Genomic DNA, 15,319 nt, shown 5'->3' on the forward strand with positions numbered 1-15,319 from the left:
CACAATATGAAGAAGAATTCACAACTCAGAATAGTTATTGGTTTAAAACTTCGCCCCTTGTAGACTTAAATATAGTTTTAGTTTCATAAATTTATCATTACAATTATATCCAAAATATGTTACTACGTACTACTAAAAGCAAAAAAAATATTCAATCATCTCAAATAGCTTTCAATCGCTCTAATCTCAATAAAAACCTAAAATCATGGATGGTATTCGGGTTACTAACGAGTTTAGCATTACATGGCTTTTTAGCGTTTGGTCGTGGGAATCTGGTGGGTTCTCTTTTAAGTCAAAAAGCAACAGCAGCCACTTTACCCTATACTTTCACTTCCACTATGCCCACAAAATTGTTGAATAATGCTCCTGTTCCTGACTGGGATAACATCAATTTTAAATCATTTGTTTTTTCTAGTGATGGCAGTATTGAATTGCCTACAGTCAAAACTCCTGGATACAAATCAAAAAGAATTTGGAAAGCGGGACAAACTCTAGATCAGGTCATGGAACTAGGTGATTTTGAAGAAGTATTAGGGTTAGAGAATTTCAGCTTGAAAAATATCGAAAACCTGAGTAACATTTCCCTAGAAAATACTAAATTATCTAATTTCTCAATTACCCAATGGCAAACAATACCTGAGTTGATTAAGGCAATTCCCAAATTGGCTGATGAACAAGTGCTCGACGTGCCTCCGATTAGGGACTTGGTTGAACAAACATTAACTACAGGAAAGATTGAAAATTTAACAATTGGAGAGCTAGTACAACAGAACCCAAAATTAGATGATATAGAATTGGGAGCAATTGACCTTTCCAAGTATAAGTTGACATCAATTCCAGGGATTGCAAAGGCACAATTGAAGGACTTTAGTAACTGGCAGAATGCCGCTATCGCTGAAGTGCCTGGGCTAAACAACGTCAGCTTTAATAATTTCCCTATTATGACTGTACCCCAAGGGAATATTGTTGGGAAGGTGGATTTGCCACTAAAAGAAGTAGAAGCTAATCGCCAACGGTCTATTAGTGGCAGCTATCAGGAGGGATTTAACGTACCCTGCTCTCAAAACTGTGCCCATATAGAATTATCGGGTTTAGGGGGACTGACAGGTACTCAATGGATGAGCGGTAAGTTTCAAAAAGTCAGTGGAGGATATGGAATTTTAGGTAAGCTGAATGGCGGTAAAGAACCAACAGGAAGAAATCCTTTTGGTAAGGTGTTCAAACAAGTAGTATGGGACATTAATGAGGCAGATGGAAGTATCACCACCGCTATGTTCTTCCGTATCTGCAAACACAGCTTGTTTGTCGATTTAGGATGCTCGCCTTACTTCATTGGTCCTTTTCCATTCCTCCCCTACAAAGAGAAATCGTATATCTTTATCGGGACTCCCCTCAACATTCTACAACACCAAAATTTTGACTAAAGTTTTCTCAACATACACTTTCATATCACTGTATTGAAATGTTGCAATTCACGCAATCAAAATCTAAAAAATTTATTAATTATGCTTTTGAATGATTATAAATGTTACTTAATTACCGTGCCAAACTTCATAAGTATCACTATTTTTAAATTCTTCTTTAATAAGAATAAAAATTGATTTTTTTAGAAAAAATTTATAATTATATGAATGATACAAATTTGATTCAAGATTTACAAAACACTGAATCTCCTATAGGAAAATATACAAGCAGCTTATTTAGTCCTAATGGTATAGCTCTAGCAGGATGCTTATTAGGGATTGTTGCTTTGTCCATGTTTTCTGGAGGTAAGAAGGGTAAGTTAGCTACTAGCTATTTTGGCGGAGGCAAAGAGACAGCGAAAGCCAAAAAGAAGGCACTCAAACAAATTTTATTCCCCAAATGTGATAGTGCCACACTATATATTGGCAGACACAAGTTCAAGAACAAAATCACAAAAAGGGAGGAAGGGAGTGGGGGGACACCACTATACATACCAGATGTACAAAGAGGAACGGCTGTAGTTGGTGCACCTGGTAGTGGCAAATCTTTCTCTGCTATCAACCCTATGATTTACTCTGCTATTGATCAGGGTTTCCCCATCGTCTTATATGATTTCAAATATCCCACTCAGGCTAAGGTTGCCAGCTACGCCAAGAAGATGGGCTATGAGGTGCATGTCTTCGCCCCTGGTTTCCCAGAAAGCGAGGTTTGTAATCCTTTAGATTTCTTGCGAGACGCCACCGATGCTGAAACAGCACGCCAGCTAGCTACTGTTATCAACAAAAACTTCAAAATGATGGCCTCCTCTAATGATGACGCTTTCTTTGGTCCTGCAGGCGACCAGCTGACGGAAGCCATTTTGATGCTGACCAAAGAAACACAGTATCCAGACATCATGACGGCCGCAGCCATCCTCAGTAGCGAACGCATGGTGGAAAGATTGATGGCGGCTAACCTCAACCCGTGGATTAGAATTTCCTTTGGTCAGTTGTTCAGTTCTGCTGGTTCTGAGAAAACTGTAGCAGGTATTGCTGGTACTGCCAGTTTGATGTTCACCCGCTTCATGAAGAAAAATACCCTGGGATGCTTTGTGGGTAAGACTACACTTCCTTTGGAAATCAAGGGAAAGCAGATGATTATCTTCGGGTTAGACAGGGAACGTCGGGATGCAGTGGGTCCATTGCTGTGCAGCATTTTGCACATGACTGTTGCTAGGGCGATCGCTAAAAAACGTAAAGACCCCCTGATCGTTGTACTAGATGAGGTGCCCTCTTTGTACTTGCCCGACTTATTTAAATGGCTTAACGAATCTCGAAGTGAAGGGTTCTGCGGTATTCTTGGATGGCAGAACATGGGACAGCTAGAGAAATACTACGGTAAGGAAGTAGCCAAAACCATACTGGGTGCTTGTGGAACCAAGTTTATCTTCAACCCAGGGGAAGAAGAATCGGCACGACTCTTCAGCAGCTACTTGGGGGATGAGGAAATTAAGTACAAACAGAAATCGAAAAGTACTGGGGGAGGTAAAACCAGTACATCTGTATCAGACCAAGAGAAAACACGGAAGCTGTTTGAACCAGCACAGTTTTTGAAGCTGCCTCCAGGAAAATGCATATTCATTAACCCCGCCTACTCTAACAAAGATGAAGCTTCTGTGCCATTGCTAAAGGCAATTAAGGTGCCAAAAGCCTTGATAAATATTGAGAAAGAAAATGATACTAGATGGGAGAATTTGATATTAAGACTCACTAAGAAAAGTACTCAAAGGCGACCTACACAAGAGGATTTGGATAAGCGAATTGCTGAAGTTTATAAGCTATTCCCCATACCTCAAGAACCTGTGCAAGCAGGTGCTGCGCCTCTGCCAGTAGATGCGTATAAAGGATTTTTGTAAAACATGAATCATCACTTATTGCTAAACAATCCTAAGTTACTATTAAAGATTGAGAAAGTTAAAGGGCTACCCAGATGGTCTTATCAAAAGCCCCCATATATTGAAGCACATTTCCATGATGGAATTCTGGTGTATTGGTGCAACAGAGAAATTCCCCAAGTAACCTATTGCGACTCATACCCTGAGTGGTTAGCACCACCATCACTTATTGAAATTTTCTTTGATAACCAATTAGTCTTTGTCAAGATTAATAATAAAGTCATTCTAGATAGATTACCCCAACCGCCATGTTCGATTCTAGAGCTACTCAGCTAGCTTCCAGCTATCAGGAGTTTGTTGAAAACTCTATCCATAATCTCAGAAATATCGGGAAAGCTATAGAAGATTTACTAAAGGCTATACAAGAAAAACTAAAAGAGAAGAAGGAGGAATTATCAGCTATAGACTTACAGGTTGGTAGTGAAAAATATCGACTTGTCCCTGATGAAGAGTGTCCAGGGGCGTGGAAATGGGAGTCTGCTCAGATGACAGACTTTCAAGCACAAACTGTGGTGAGACGCTTGACGTGTGAGCCATCTATTTTCCCAGGAGTTGAATCAGACATTGGGAATCTAGAGAGAGATTCGTCACTAGCAATAATTGTCTACACAGAAAGTGGAGCAAGTATTGTGGTGTACCAGCAGGATCAGGAAGGAAACTGTCGTACCAATATAGTGACAGAAAATTTGTCAGAAAAAGAGATTATAGACTTGGTTTGTGAGGTAATTACAACATCAGAAGTTGATAACAAACTGCTACCACCAGCTTCAACTAAAGCTGAGGAGGAAGAACTCAATTCAAGTGCTGAGGAATTGTTGACACAAATCGTGGTGGAATCAGATGTTAAGGGGGAGGATAAAGAGAGTACTGAATCACCCAAATCCTCACTTATTGGTGAGGTTGTTTCGCCAAGGGAAGCGATCGCGTTCCAAAACTCAGATGAACCATTACCTGAAACCGAAAACACCCCACCTAAAAAGCGTTCTCCCCAGGAGTCTCAGTTCAATGTCCCAACCGAAACAGATACCACAGATCCTGAAATTCCAACCAAAACCAAAAAACCTGCTGCTGAATATAGCTACGAGCAAATAGGCGATTCCGATGAAGTAAGTCCTGAAACTAAACGATGGGTAAGAGAAGTAAAGGTTCCAACCTCTAAAGCTGTTGCTAACAGTCGTGTTGCACGTAAGCGCATAAAGGAGGAGAACATAAAAATTGCGCAGACAGCGGTGGAGATGCTTAAAGCTTATGGGGAAGAAACCGGATATGGGTACCAGGTGTACAGAAGTGATGCCTTTGTGATTAAGCTTCAAGGAGAAAAATACAGTATTCACCATCGACGGGATGAGCTAAACCAATTTGACAATCCTCTAGTGCAGTTCTCCCTAAACTCAAAAGGTAATCCTAAAATCAAAATTCCCCCCACTCAAATGCTATCAGTAGAAAGACAGGAGTTTCTCATGGTGGGGGAGAAATTAGAGTCTGGTAAAAAACTGCCCCAATTGGCGAACGCAGACCTCAGAGATGTTGCCAATAATCTTGGTTCTCTTGCTCCTGCAGGCACCTTCAAAACTTTGGAAAGTTTTAGAGAAACTGAGATGTTGGGATTGCTAAATTCAGCATTACAAAAAGCTAATACAGACTCTTTAACTGTGGGAGAATATACCCTGACTAGAACTAGAGACGTAGAAGCAGGAAGAGCAAATCTTTTTCTTCATAAAACGGTGGAGAGTGGGGAGAGGACAAAACTACTATCTTTTACTCTACAAAAGACAGCAGAAGGTCTTACTAAGAAAGTGGACAAACTGAGTATAAATGAGTGGGATATAGCTCAGTTGAAGTTCATCTCAGAAAATGCCAAAGCGTTTGATTTAGGAAATACCTTTGGAAATTCTAGAGGAAAGCAACGCCCTAAGGAGTCTGTGTCTGAGATGAAAATTCCACTTCACCCAGCAATTCAGAAAGCTTGGAACCAGTTGGAAACTCAGGGTGATTATAAGTGGCACTCCAACATAAGACAAGAGAATGAGCGAATACGACAGAAACTGCAAGATTTTGAAGGTAAGTTAACGATTGGAGAGCAAAGGGAACTGTATTTCCAAATCATAGCTCAGCAGCAGTTAAACTTGTCTACTGAACAATTCAAAATGACGCCTCTTGAGGAAATTATGAAAGACCTAAAGCAGTGGCGTCAAGAGGAGATATTTAATCAGTATACTCCGTCCGAGCAAATACCTTTTTCTGCACAAAAAACTGCTGCCAGAACTACTGCTGCAACTAAATCTAAGTCTGAATTATCTCTATGAAGTAGTGCAAAGGAGTTGCACTCTTTGAGAAGGAAGTAATAAACCCTATATTTTTTTGTTAAACTTGTTGATAGCTATACATAGTAACCATTTTATGATAGAGCAACCTTAAGCGACCACTGACCATATTCATAAAGAGATTTATCTAGTTAAATTTTATCAAATTTATCTAAATCAAATTGAAAATGTTAATAATATAATCTTAGTGTAAAATGGTATAAAGTGTGAGTTACGACAACGTTTGTAAAGTATTAGCTGAAAAATATCCAATCGAATTTGCGCGTTGGCTGCTAACAGTCGAACCACGAAGAATCAAAGTATTAAAAACAGAGTTGAGTATCGAACCAATTCGCGCTGACTCAGTTACATTCTTGCAAACAGAAAATAGAATTTTGCACATTGAGTTTCAAACCCTAACAAAGTCTACTCCATCGATTCCTTTTCGGATGTTGGATTATTCTGTCAGGCTGATACGTCAATACGACGTTCCCGTAACACAGGTAGTTATTTTCCTACAGGAAACAAACGACGAAATAGCTTTTACCGAAGAATATGTTAATGATACAACTACTCATCGCTATCAAGTTATACGAATGTGGGAGCAAGATTCAACACTATTTCTCGGTAATCGTGCATTATTACCGTTAGCACCATTAACGCAAACAACCTCACCCCAAACGTTGTTAGCCCAAGTTGCCCAAAGTGTTGCTAGAATTCCAAATAGGAACACTAAACAGGATATTGCAGCTTATACAGAGATTTTAGCAGGTTTGCGATTTAAGAAAGATTTAATTCAGCAATTTTTAAGGGAGGATGTTATGCAAGAGTCAGTAATTTATCAGGATATATTACAGAAGGGAGAACAAAAAGAAGCACTTAGATTCTGTATGTCTTTACTAGATGAACGCTTTGGCGAACTTGATTCGTTTATTATTGATCGAGTTCAAATTTTAAAAAAGGAACAGCTAGAAGCTTTAGGCAGAGCTATTCTCAGACTTTCATCAATCCCTGATTTAGTTACGTGGTTAGACCAGCAGTCAAGCAATTAACTTTAGATATTTAAATATTATTGGGTCGGAGATAATGAATCTGACCTTTTTTGTTATTTGACGCTTGAGAAAAACTTGATTCGTCAGTTGTTGAGCGAGGATGTTATGCAAGAGTCAGTAATTTATCAGGATATATTGCATAAAGGTAGACAACAAGAAGCACTTTCGTTGTGTATATTATTACTTAATGAAAGATTTGGTAAAATTGATTCATCAATTATTGAGCGTGTTCAAATTTTAAATAGAGAACAACTAGAAGCCTTATGTAAAGAAATTTTGAAAATCTCGGCAATAGCTGATTTAGTTACGTGGTTAGATCAGCAGTCGAGTAATTAACTTCAGATATATATGGGTAAAATACCCATACGGCAAGCTTATAGATGGCTGAATCCGCTTTTGGATTTAGCTGTTTGAGCAATTAAACTAATGTCTGCTGACGCAGACCTGGCAGATGATGATGCTTGGTCTGTTATGTACGTTTATCTGTTGCACTTTAACGAACCAATAAATTCAAATCGACCAACACAACATTATTTAGGGTTTACCAAGGACTTAGACGAACGTATTAGAGAACATAGAAAAGGAAAAGGCGCTCGTTTAACCCAAGTTGCTTTGACTCGGAAAATCTCTTTCAAAGTTGCTGAAGTTTGGAGAGGCGATCGCTCCCTTGAAAAACAGCTAAAACGGCAGAAAAACCATCGTCGGTTTTGTCCCATTTGTGCCAAATTAAAGTAGCATGAAAATTGTACAAGTCAAATCCTTCCAAGAAATCGGTCAATAACCCAGCGCACAATATCAAAATCGAACTCAACTTGGCATAAACACTCGTACTATTATACTATGCTCCTCAAAAAAACTGCCAAACTACCAAACTAATTGAAACCCTAGAAATATTGCCCCCCCATTGGCTTATAGTGCCAACGCAAGGAAAAAGACCTCTGGGATATGGGTGGGAGCAATATCCATTTACTCCCCAATCCTTACGAGAACAACTTGCTCGCACAGGAAAAGTTAAGGTGCGCGTCAACATAGAGCGGTTTGTCGCTAGACATCATTCCAGTTCTCTATACGAGGTACAGCCCACAGGCATTGGTTTACTATGCGGTCAAAATTCCAAAGAATTTTTGGTATCTGTAGACTGTGATGGTTCGAGTGCTTACAACCAAATTAGGGCGATCGCCTCTGGGGCATCGCGAGAGCCAATCGCTCCTGAATCTCTGCCCCCCACAGTAGCATTTACTTCGGGGCGACTATGCAGGGCGCAATACCTGTTCAAAATCCCGGATCTGCCCCAACACCAACGGCTCAAATCCAGAAAAATCCCCACTGCTCCTGAAGAAGCACTAGAACTTAGAGGTTCCAAGCTACAATCAGTGCTGCCACCATCAGTCCACCCCATTACAGGATATTATCGTTGGTTGCCTGGTTGTCGCCCAGACCAAATAGAAGTGGCAACAGCACCCCTCTGGGTGATTGAGCAAATGTCGGTTTTTGAAAAGTCACAAAGAAGGCAACACGCTGCTCACCACTATTATTCTTCACACCCAACTCCAACATCTACACAAGCCGATGTGGAAAAAGTACTGCTGTTGTTGGAGGTTATTCACCCCCGATTTGCAGATGACTACGACTCATGGATAAAAGTTGGCATGGCTCTCAAATCGGTAAACCCAAACTTATTAAGAGTTTGGGATGAATGGAGCCAATTGTCATCTAAATACAAACCAGGAGAGTGTGAGTACAAATGGCATTCCTTTAAAAAATGGGGCATCACCATCCACACTTTACACAAACTGGCAAATTTTTCTTAATAAAAACTATGACTGAAACAGAAAGTAAGTTAGACGAAGAGTTAGAAGAAGATAATCAACCTCAAGAAGATGAGCAAGCTGAAAATACTATATCATTAACAACTCATCAAATTGTCGAAGAGAAATACAACTTTGACAAGACCACTATCATCTTGGGAATACAAATTCTTCCACAAACTATCGAATCTAATCGACAAGTGTTAATCACTGCTGGAATTAAGGGCGAACTGCCACTTACTAAAAGCACTACACTGAACGAAATTGAGCATTGTAGATTACTTAACGATATACTCGTACAACTAAAAGTAATACTGCCACAAATGGCAGAGAAAGCGAGGCATAGGGAGGCACAGAAACAAAAATTATCTACAAATAAAGTAGAGAATATGAGAAGAATTGATCCTCCTGAATTACCTTCATCTACTTCAACACAGCCAAAACCATTCAACCAATTATCACTATTTTAATATGCCATATATTGTAATTCTTGAAGGCCAAGAAACACCAATCTCTGATGAAGTCGGTGCAACTGACCAAACACTTCGTGATGCTCTCACTCCCTTCTATCCAGAAGTTTCTACTGCTGAAATTAAAAGAGAGGAAAAAGATGGAAATACATACATTCGTATAGTTAAAAGAGCTGGGACTAAAGGTCAAGGTAATATTATGCAAATTTTCATTCAAAGCGAACAAACTATTAATCCAGCAATTACCCTAACTTTACAGCTAAAGATACTGGAATTACAAGGAGAAATGCATATTGAAAACTTACTGTTACTACAGTCTCAAATCAACAAAGCAATTAGCAGTGGGAGAGAGTGGAACACAGCGGTAGAAAGAAGCCTCAAAATTCTCAAACAATCTCCTCCTAAACCATCACAAACGCCAATTACTGGATTCTAAATGCAGCTTCAACTACTATCTGCTGAGTCTTTACGAAGATATCAAATTCCCCTCACTGTCAAAGAGGGGATTTGGTATTTAGAAGAGCTTAGCGAACAAATCTCTCTTCTCGCTCTCTACCAAGAACTTTTCCCTATCCAATGGGCATCCTCCACAACTCCCATAATACAACATTCTTATTCTGGTGTTTATAGTGATAGAGAAATTGAGTTTCTAGAACTTGTTAACGAACATTTGTTTTCCCTTGATTGGATAGAAGATTTTCGAGATTGCTCAGAGAGACATTTAGAAATTCCTGTCTATCCCCAGAACATAGATTGGTGGGATATGGATTTGGCAGATCTCAGTCTCACGAAACAATTTTTGGTGTCGCTTCTTGGCTATGGTCATCCTCAAGAAGAATGGGATTTGCATTTTGCATTTATCCCTGAAAAGCTAATTCCAGCAGACAAAATTGATTGGGATAAACTAGATAAACTTTGCCAAAAAGCTGCACTTCCTTTACGCTTTTTATACGATATTTTATGTCTTGTTGACCATAGTACAGGATGCATTTGGTTAGACATAAACCATGAAATTTATGAGTCTCTACCCTGGAACAAAGAATCACTCCTCTACCTAAAAGAGCAATGGACTATTTCTCAACAATACTGGCAGAGAATGAATGAATTTTCTGAATGGTTAGAATCCTCTATTGCTCATAGAAAACAGGTTATTAAATTATGGAACAAAGCTCAACAACAAATCTTTTACCATCACTGAATATGAGTGCAATTGCGCACTCCATCACCAGTAGAAACATTAATACAGAAATACTAGCTCAACTACTGTTCTTACCAGGACAATATCTACTTGTATATGCTGAAGATGATAGAACATCATACAAACTCCTCTCTCCAGAAGGATTAAGGGAAGCATTTGTTGGAGAGCCAATTGACTCAGGATGGCTACCACCAAACACTGTGAAATGGGGAAAGTGCTACAAGGGTGAATGGTTAGTTCAGTTCTATCCTCCCCAGCGCTATAGGCTTCTCCTTAGCAACTTTAATGCTAATACAACAATCACAGTAGCTATGCCTGCATTAGTGTTTATGGGGTGTGGTTGCAAATACTGGCTTTGGGCAGTCAAAGGTAAACAATTTAACTATAACGACCAACTATTCCATGCACCATTGCCTAACATCATGGAGGATGGCTCCATCTGCTTCGGCGACACCTCCCCAGTCCCTTGCTCCCCTATAGGCATTATGAAGTCATGGGAGTTATTTTGGACCAGTGTTTTCAACGAGCATATGGTGCAGCGCAAATCTAAATCCTATCCCCTAGATGTGCGATCGCATCTTCAGAAACTGCACCACAACAACTCCAAAAAGTACCCCTCACGAGATTTAGTACCGATAAACAACAAAAGCATAGCTGACGCAATTGAGCACATCCTAGCATGACAATACTATCACTAATTGAGTACAAAATCGTCACCAGCACAACCTTACCACCCATAGAAGCAAGCATGATGGAGTACTGGGTAGCTGGGAACGGGGTGTTTGTCCGCGCCCAACGCCAGGGGCTGTCTATATGCGTCCCTATTACCCACTGCACTGTTCGAGGATTGCCGAATCTATCACCCTATTTTCATCTACAATACCCACTGGTTCCTGCCAATCTAGTCCTCAAAATCTTACAAGCATCCCTGGCTGTAGGTCATCAAGAAATTCTCTTTCACCTATGCTTTACCGGTGGAGAGTGGTATCTGCATCTTCCAAAGCAAACTGCTACATCCACTCATGTGACCCCTGTAGAACCATCTGAATTATCTTATGAAACAGCACTGATTGAAATTCATAGCCACCACACTTACAGTGCTTGCTTTTCCACCACAGACGACCAGGAGGAATCTGGAAAGTTTAGGATCTTTGCTGTTTTAGGAGAAATCTTCAATCATCCCACCCTAAATGTCCGAGTAGGCATCTACAGCCACTTTTACTATATTCCAGCCAATTGGGTATTTGAACTACCTGTTGAGTTCAGCGATGCTATATAAACATGCTATTAGATCTATCTTACGCCAAATCTGTACCACTAATGCTCAGCCAGCACAATCATGTTGAGTTCATTGTTGTCGGTGCTGGGGGAACTGGTGGATTCCTCATTCCTGCCATCGCCAGACTCATGTTAGAGATTGAAGGCAATAGCAATAAAACTGCTTGTTGCACAATTGTGGACCCAGATGTAATCGAAGCTAAGAACATTCCCAGACAAAATTTCCAGCAGTCAGAAATTGGACTTTATAAAGCTGAAGTTTTGGCAGCTAGATATAGTTTGGCTTTAGGGGTATGTATGAGTGCAATCACTAAAAAGTTCTCCCAGAAAATGGTAAACCCCAAATGGCGACAACTCACAATCATTGTTGGTTGTGTAGATAATGCCGCTGCCCGTACTGAAATTAGTTACTGTCTCAACCAAATTTATGCACAACATCCACCATTACTATGGTGGCTAGACTGTGGCAACCACGCTCTTGCAAGTTCTGGACAGGTATTGTTGGGATCTACAAATCAATTCAGTCTAAGAAAAGCCTTTGATAACTTAGATAACCCTAACTTCTGCATTAACCTTCCCAGCCCTAGCATTCAACATCCAGAACTACTGGTTCCTCTACCAGATGAATTGAATTTAACTACACTCTCTTGTGCTGAAATAGCACTACAAAATCAACAGAATTTATTCGTCAACCAGCAAGTTGCTGCAATTGCTACTGATTACCTATTGTCAATGACATTGACTGGAGGATTGCGAAGGTTTGCTACCTACTTTAATAGCTACTCTGGGGTAGCCAAATCACTTTATATTAACAAGGAAACTTTGAACAATTGAAATTATGCAGACGCTGCTATTAATAACTGCGATTTCTAAGTGACCGACCCTTTTTAAAGAAAAAATGACTAACACAAAAAAAATAAAACATAATCACAAGAAAATCAATATAACTAATCCTAGTTAGTTTCGCTGACGCGATCCCCAAGGAGATATTGGAGAGCGCTGACGTATGCTAATACTAAATGCAGAAATGCTCGAATTATTAGAAAAAGACTATCAAAAATTCGAGCAGTATTTGATTAACCACAGATATCCCACGACTAACCCAAATGTCTTACTTGATCTTAAAAATGATGAAGAACTCCGTCTTTTAATACAACAACTGATGATGGGATTACCTATAGAGCCATTTGTTGAAGCTTATCCTGAACTGGCGCAATGGATGGAACAACTCCATCCTATAATCAGCATTCCTGCTGAAAATAAACAATGCAATATAAGCAGAGAAAAGTTGGTTGGAAATTGTCAACTAATTGCGGATTACAACTTGTTAATTGAAGGATTAGAAAAAGTCGTAGCTATAAACTGGACAATTAAAAAAGATATTCCTGATCCAGAAAATCTAGAGAATTCATATCATACTCAACTCCAACTATTTCTTCTAGCAGAAACTCTAGAAATTATTGCTGATAACATCTCCATAACCTACTGCTTTATCAATGGAGCTGACTATCCCTCCATCTACCAATTCAACTACAGCCAACAGAAACATGATGCTTTCATAAAACGATTGGCGATGACATTATCCAAATTGCCAAACACTAGCAACACTAATGAGCCAATCTTATCACTAGAAAACGATATGAATGAACACAAATTAAATCTACAAAAGTTTTTTAAAGGTGAGATGACTACCACTGAATACCTCGCTACTGTTCCAGAAGTCGAAATCTAATGCCACAAAGTCGACTACCTTCCTCATCTCTATCAAAAACCGAGAAGGACAATCTGTATAGACAGCAGATCAAGTTTTGTGCGGAGCGCATACCACTATCCATCAGGCAATTGAACACCTAGATAGAGGCTCTCCCATTCATACCAAATAACTGATTGCTCAATTTATCATTTGGGTAGCCAATATACTGATGATTCTTTAACATATTATGTCAATTGCCAAACAATATCTCGAACAACTCTACCAAACTGCATTTCAGTTAAATGAATTTGCCAATAATATGCAGCAAGATGCTATACGTCTCATCCAAGAAAACCCACAAATAGACAGCAAGTTTCAAGACCAGGATATTGCTAACGATACTTTCTTCGCAATCTTATCTTCTGTAGACCTACAAAAGCTTGCAGAAAACATGATTAGTTATTGCAAAGAAAGGTTATCAAATATACAGTAACCCGTATGAATGTTAATAGGTGTGATATTTAATTTACACCTATTAAATACAATAGGTAAATTCAATGATTAACATCACCAAAGTACAACTTAGTGCTGATGGATGGACTCTTAATATCTTATCAGAAAGAGTCGCCACTATCACTGACCCTTTAGGAAATCGTAAAGTTTCCTATTTCGGGTTTTACACTCAAGAGAAAGCACAGCAATTTCAACAATGGCTTATTGACAATAAACAATGTTCTGCTGCTACTGTAAGAAAGGCAGAACGATTATCGATGAATTTTGAGTGTAAGGCCTGGTCTGTAGCGACAGAATTAATTTTGGAGTTAGCACAACGCTCTACTACCACAAATACCAATAATAATCTCCACACATCGTTGGCACACTAGTCAGATAAATATGCATCAATTGTCCATATTTGACCTACCAGCTACAGGACACACTTCTCTATGTATCCGTATCCCCAATCCTTATCAAGCTGCAAAACTCAGACAATTAGCAGCAGCACTGCAAGAAAGCATTGATGCAAAGAAAAACCCAGCTATCGCCCAACAACGCCCTACTCGGCGTAGGTTAAGAATTGCTGAGGGTATGTACGAAGAAGCAAAACTTTTGCAACAGATTCAATCTTGGCTATATGCGATGGCTGATGCCGCTGAGGTTGGAGAATTACCAGAAATCCTTAAGAGCATTTCTAATAAATCGCAATTAGAAATTCTCAGAAAAATGTCATCTACAACTTGGAATGAAGAGGATATCAAGAAAGTTTTTAAGAGTGACAAGGGAGAGTATGCTCGTTGGCAACTTACATTGAAAAGAGCCAATATTTATAATTGGCAGCAAGTTTCTCAAGCTATCGCAGCACTGAAACAATTGCACTCTCCTTGTAAAGAAGATCCAGTTGAGGTGCAAATCCATCGTATGGAAACTGAGCTAGTAGGGATAAAGTTACACGAGTTCTTTCCTACTCCTCGTGATTTATGCGCTCGCTTAGTAAAACTCGCACATTTGCAATCAGGGATGCGGGTTCTTGAACCATCTAGCGGTAAAGGGGATATCGCCCAAGCCATCCTTCACCATCATCCGTACGTTCACTTGGATGTTGTGGAAATCCAATCCGATTTACGAAAAATATTGAAATTGAAAGGATTGAACATTATTGGTTGCGACTTTCTTACTGAAGTGAATGGTGAGCACTGGCAAGCAGTCATAGCCAATCCACCATTCTCCAAGTTCATTGAGCATACTCTCCATGCCTACAACTGCTTAGTTAGTGGTGGCTCCCTTGTAACAATTGCGCCAGAATCAGTGTTCTTCCGTAGCGAGAACAAGTTCGCGGAATTTCGCCAATGGCTAAAATCCCATAATGCTTGGGATGAAAAATTGGCTGATGGTTCATTCCTAAACTCGACTCATCCCACAAATGTTGCTACCAGAATCTTAATTATCAAAAAATAAAAAGGAGTCAGGAGTCAGAATACACCACCCATAAAGGGATAGTGTTTTAGGAAAAGTTTCAACCCCCCAGCATTTATCATTCTGACTTCTGACTTCTGACTCCTGACTCCTGAATTCTTCTTTATAAATCACGATTATCATGCTGATAATACGCAAGTGTGAATACC

The 15,319-nt window shown here is 39.6% G+C and carries 18 protein-coding genes; all 18 read left to right on the plus strand.

The features are described 5' to 3' along the window. Positions 1-116: 116 nt before the first annotated feature. The 18 genes from G4P69_RS06840 to G4P69_RS06925 all read left to right on the plus strand — a co-directional run bounded on the left by G4P69_RS06840 (position 117) and on the right by G4P69_RS06925 (position 15,152). Entirely contained in the window at positions 117-1,424 is a 1,308-nt protein-coding gene (locus tag G4P69_RS06840; RefSeq protein WP_243902124.1) for a hypothetical protein, read from the plus strand. A gap of 203 nt (positions 1,425-1,627) precedes the next feature. Continuing rightward, positions 1,628-3,358, plus strand: a complete 1,731-nt coding sequence (locus G4P69_RS06845; protein WP_208339108.1) for a type IV secretory system conjugative DNA transfer family protein — start codon at positions 1,628-1,630, stop codon at positions 3,356-3,358. A gap of 3 nt (positions 3,359-3,361) precedes the next feature. Then, entirely contained in the window at positions 3,362-3,673 is a 312-nt protein-coding gene (locus G4P69_RS06850; protein WP_208348885.1) for a hypothetical protein, read from the plus strand. After that, positions 3,646-5,703, plus strand: coding sequence for a hypothetical protein (locus G4P69_RS06855; protein ID WP_208339106.1), 2,058 nt, complete (start codon positions 3,646-3,648; stop codon positions 5,701-5,703). Before G4P69_RS06850 ends, G4P69_RS06855 begins: the two co-directional genes overlap by 28 nt. A 224-nt stretch (positions 5,704-5,927) precedes the next feature. Next, positions 5,928-6,752, plus strand: coding sequence for a DUF4351 domain-containing protein (locus G4P69_RS06860; protein WP_208339105.1), 825 nt, complete (start codon positions 5,928-5,930; stop codon positions 6,750-6,752). Between the two features lie 105 nt (positions 6,753-6,857). Further along, positions 6,858-7,088, plus strand: coding sequence for a DUF4351 domain-containing protein (locus G4P69_RS06865; RefSeq protein WP_208339104.1), 231 nt, complete (start codon positions 6,858-6,860; stop codon positions 7,086-7,088). Positions 7,089-7,178: 90 nt separating this feature from the next. Next, complete coding sequence (locus G4P69_RS06870) at positions 7,179-7,487, plus strand: GIY-YIG nuclease family protein (protein ID WP_243902123.1); 309 nt, start codon at positions 7,179-7,181, stop codon at positions 7,485-7,487. Between the two features lie 179 nt (positions 7,488-7,666). Then, positions 7,667-8,563, plus strand: a complete 897-nt coding sequence (locus tag G4P69_RS06875) for a PriCT-2 domain-containing protein (RefSeq protein ID WP_208339103.1) — start codon at positions 7,667-7,669, stop codon at positions 8,561-8,563. 8 nt (positions 8,564-8,571) lie between these two features. Beyond that, positions 8,572-9,030 carry a hypothetical protein gene (locus G4P69_RS06880; RefSeq protein ID WP_208339102.1) on the plus strand — a complete coding sequence of 153 codons (459 nt, stop codon included), beginning with the start codon at positions 8,572-8,574 and terminating at the stop codon, positions 9,028-9,030. A gap of 1 nt (position 9,031) precedes the next feature. Then, positions 9,032-9,466 (plus strand): hypothetical protein, encoded by a 435-nt coding sequence (locus G4P69_RS06885; RefSeq protein ID WP_208339101.1) that lies wholly within the window; start codon positions 9,032-9,034, stop codon positions 9,464-9,466. Then, positions 9,467-10,228: a hypothetical protein gene (locus G4P69_RS06890; protein WP_208339100.1), complete on the plus strand. Its 762-nt coding sequence runs from the start codon at positions 9,467-9,469 to the stop codon at positions 10,226-10,228. Next, positions 10,189-10,911: a hypothetical protein gene (locus G4P69_RS06895; protein ID WP_208339099.1), complete on the plus strand. Its 723-nt coding sequence runs from the start codon at positions 10,189-10,191 to the stop codon at positions 10,909-10,911. Before G4P69_RS06890 ends, G4P69_RS06895 begins: the two co-directional genes overlap by 40 nt. Further along, a complete protein-coding gene (locus tag G4P69_RS06900; RefSeq protein ID WP_208339098.1) occupies positions 10,908-11,507 on the plus strand; it encodes a hypothetical protein in 600 nt (199 codons plus the stop codon). The genes G4P69_RS06895 and G4P69_RS06900 overlap by 4 nt, the downstream gene beginning before the upstream one ends. 2 nt (positions 11,508-11,509) lie before the next feature. Continuing rightward, positions 11,510-12,340, plus strand: coding sequence for a ThiF family adenylyltransferase (locus G4P69_RS06905; protein WP_208339097.1), 831 nt, complete (start codon positions 11,510-11,512; stop codon positions 12,338-12,340). Positions 12,341-12,512: 172 nt separating this feature from the next. After that, on the plus strand, positions 12,513-13,238 hold the full coding sequence (locus G4P69_RS06910; RefSeq protein WP_208339096.1) for a hypothetical protein: 726 nt from the start codon (positions 12,513-12,515) through the stop codon (positions 13,236-13,238). 208 nt (positions 13,239-13,446) lie between these two features. After that, the gene (locus G4P69_RS06915) at positions 13,447-13,692 is read left to right on the plus strand and encodes a hypothetical protein (RefSeq protein ID WP_208339095.1); all 246 of its coding nucleotides are present in this window, start codon (positions 13,447-13,449) and stop codon (positions 13,690-13,692) included. Positions 13,693-13,756: 64 nt separating this feature from the next. Beyond that, the gene (locus G4P69_RS06920; protein WP_208339094.1) at positions 13,757-14,083 is read left to right on the plus strand and encodes a hypothetical protein; all 327 of its coding nucleotides are present in this window, start codon (positions 13,757-13,759) and stop codon (positions 14,081-14,083) included. 10 nt (positions 14,084-14,093) lie between these two features. Further along, positions 14,094-15,152: a DNA methyltransferase family protein gene (locus G4P69_RS06925; RefSeq protein ID WP_208339093.1), complete on the plus strand. Its 1,059-nt coding sequence runs from the start codon at positions 14,094-14,096 to the stop codon at positions 15,150-15,152. The last annotated feature ends 167 nt before the right edge of the window (positions 15,153-15,319 follow it).

It is taken from the genome of Aetokthonos hydrillicola CCALA 1050 (assembly GCF_017591665.1).
Lineage (GTDB): Bacteria > Cyanobacteriota > Cyanobacteriia > Cyanobacteriales > Nostocaceae > Aetokthonos > Aetokthonos hydrillicola.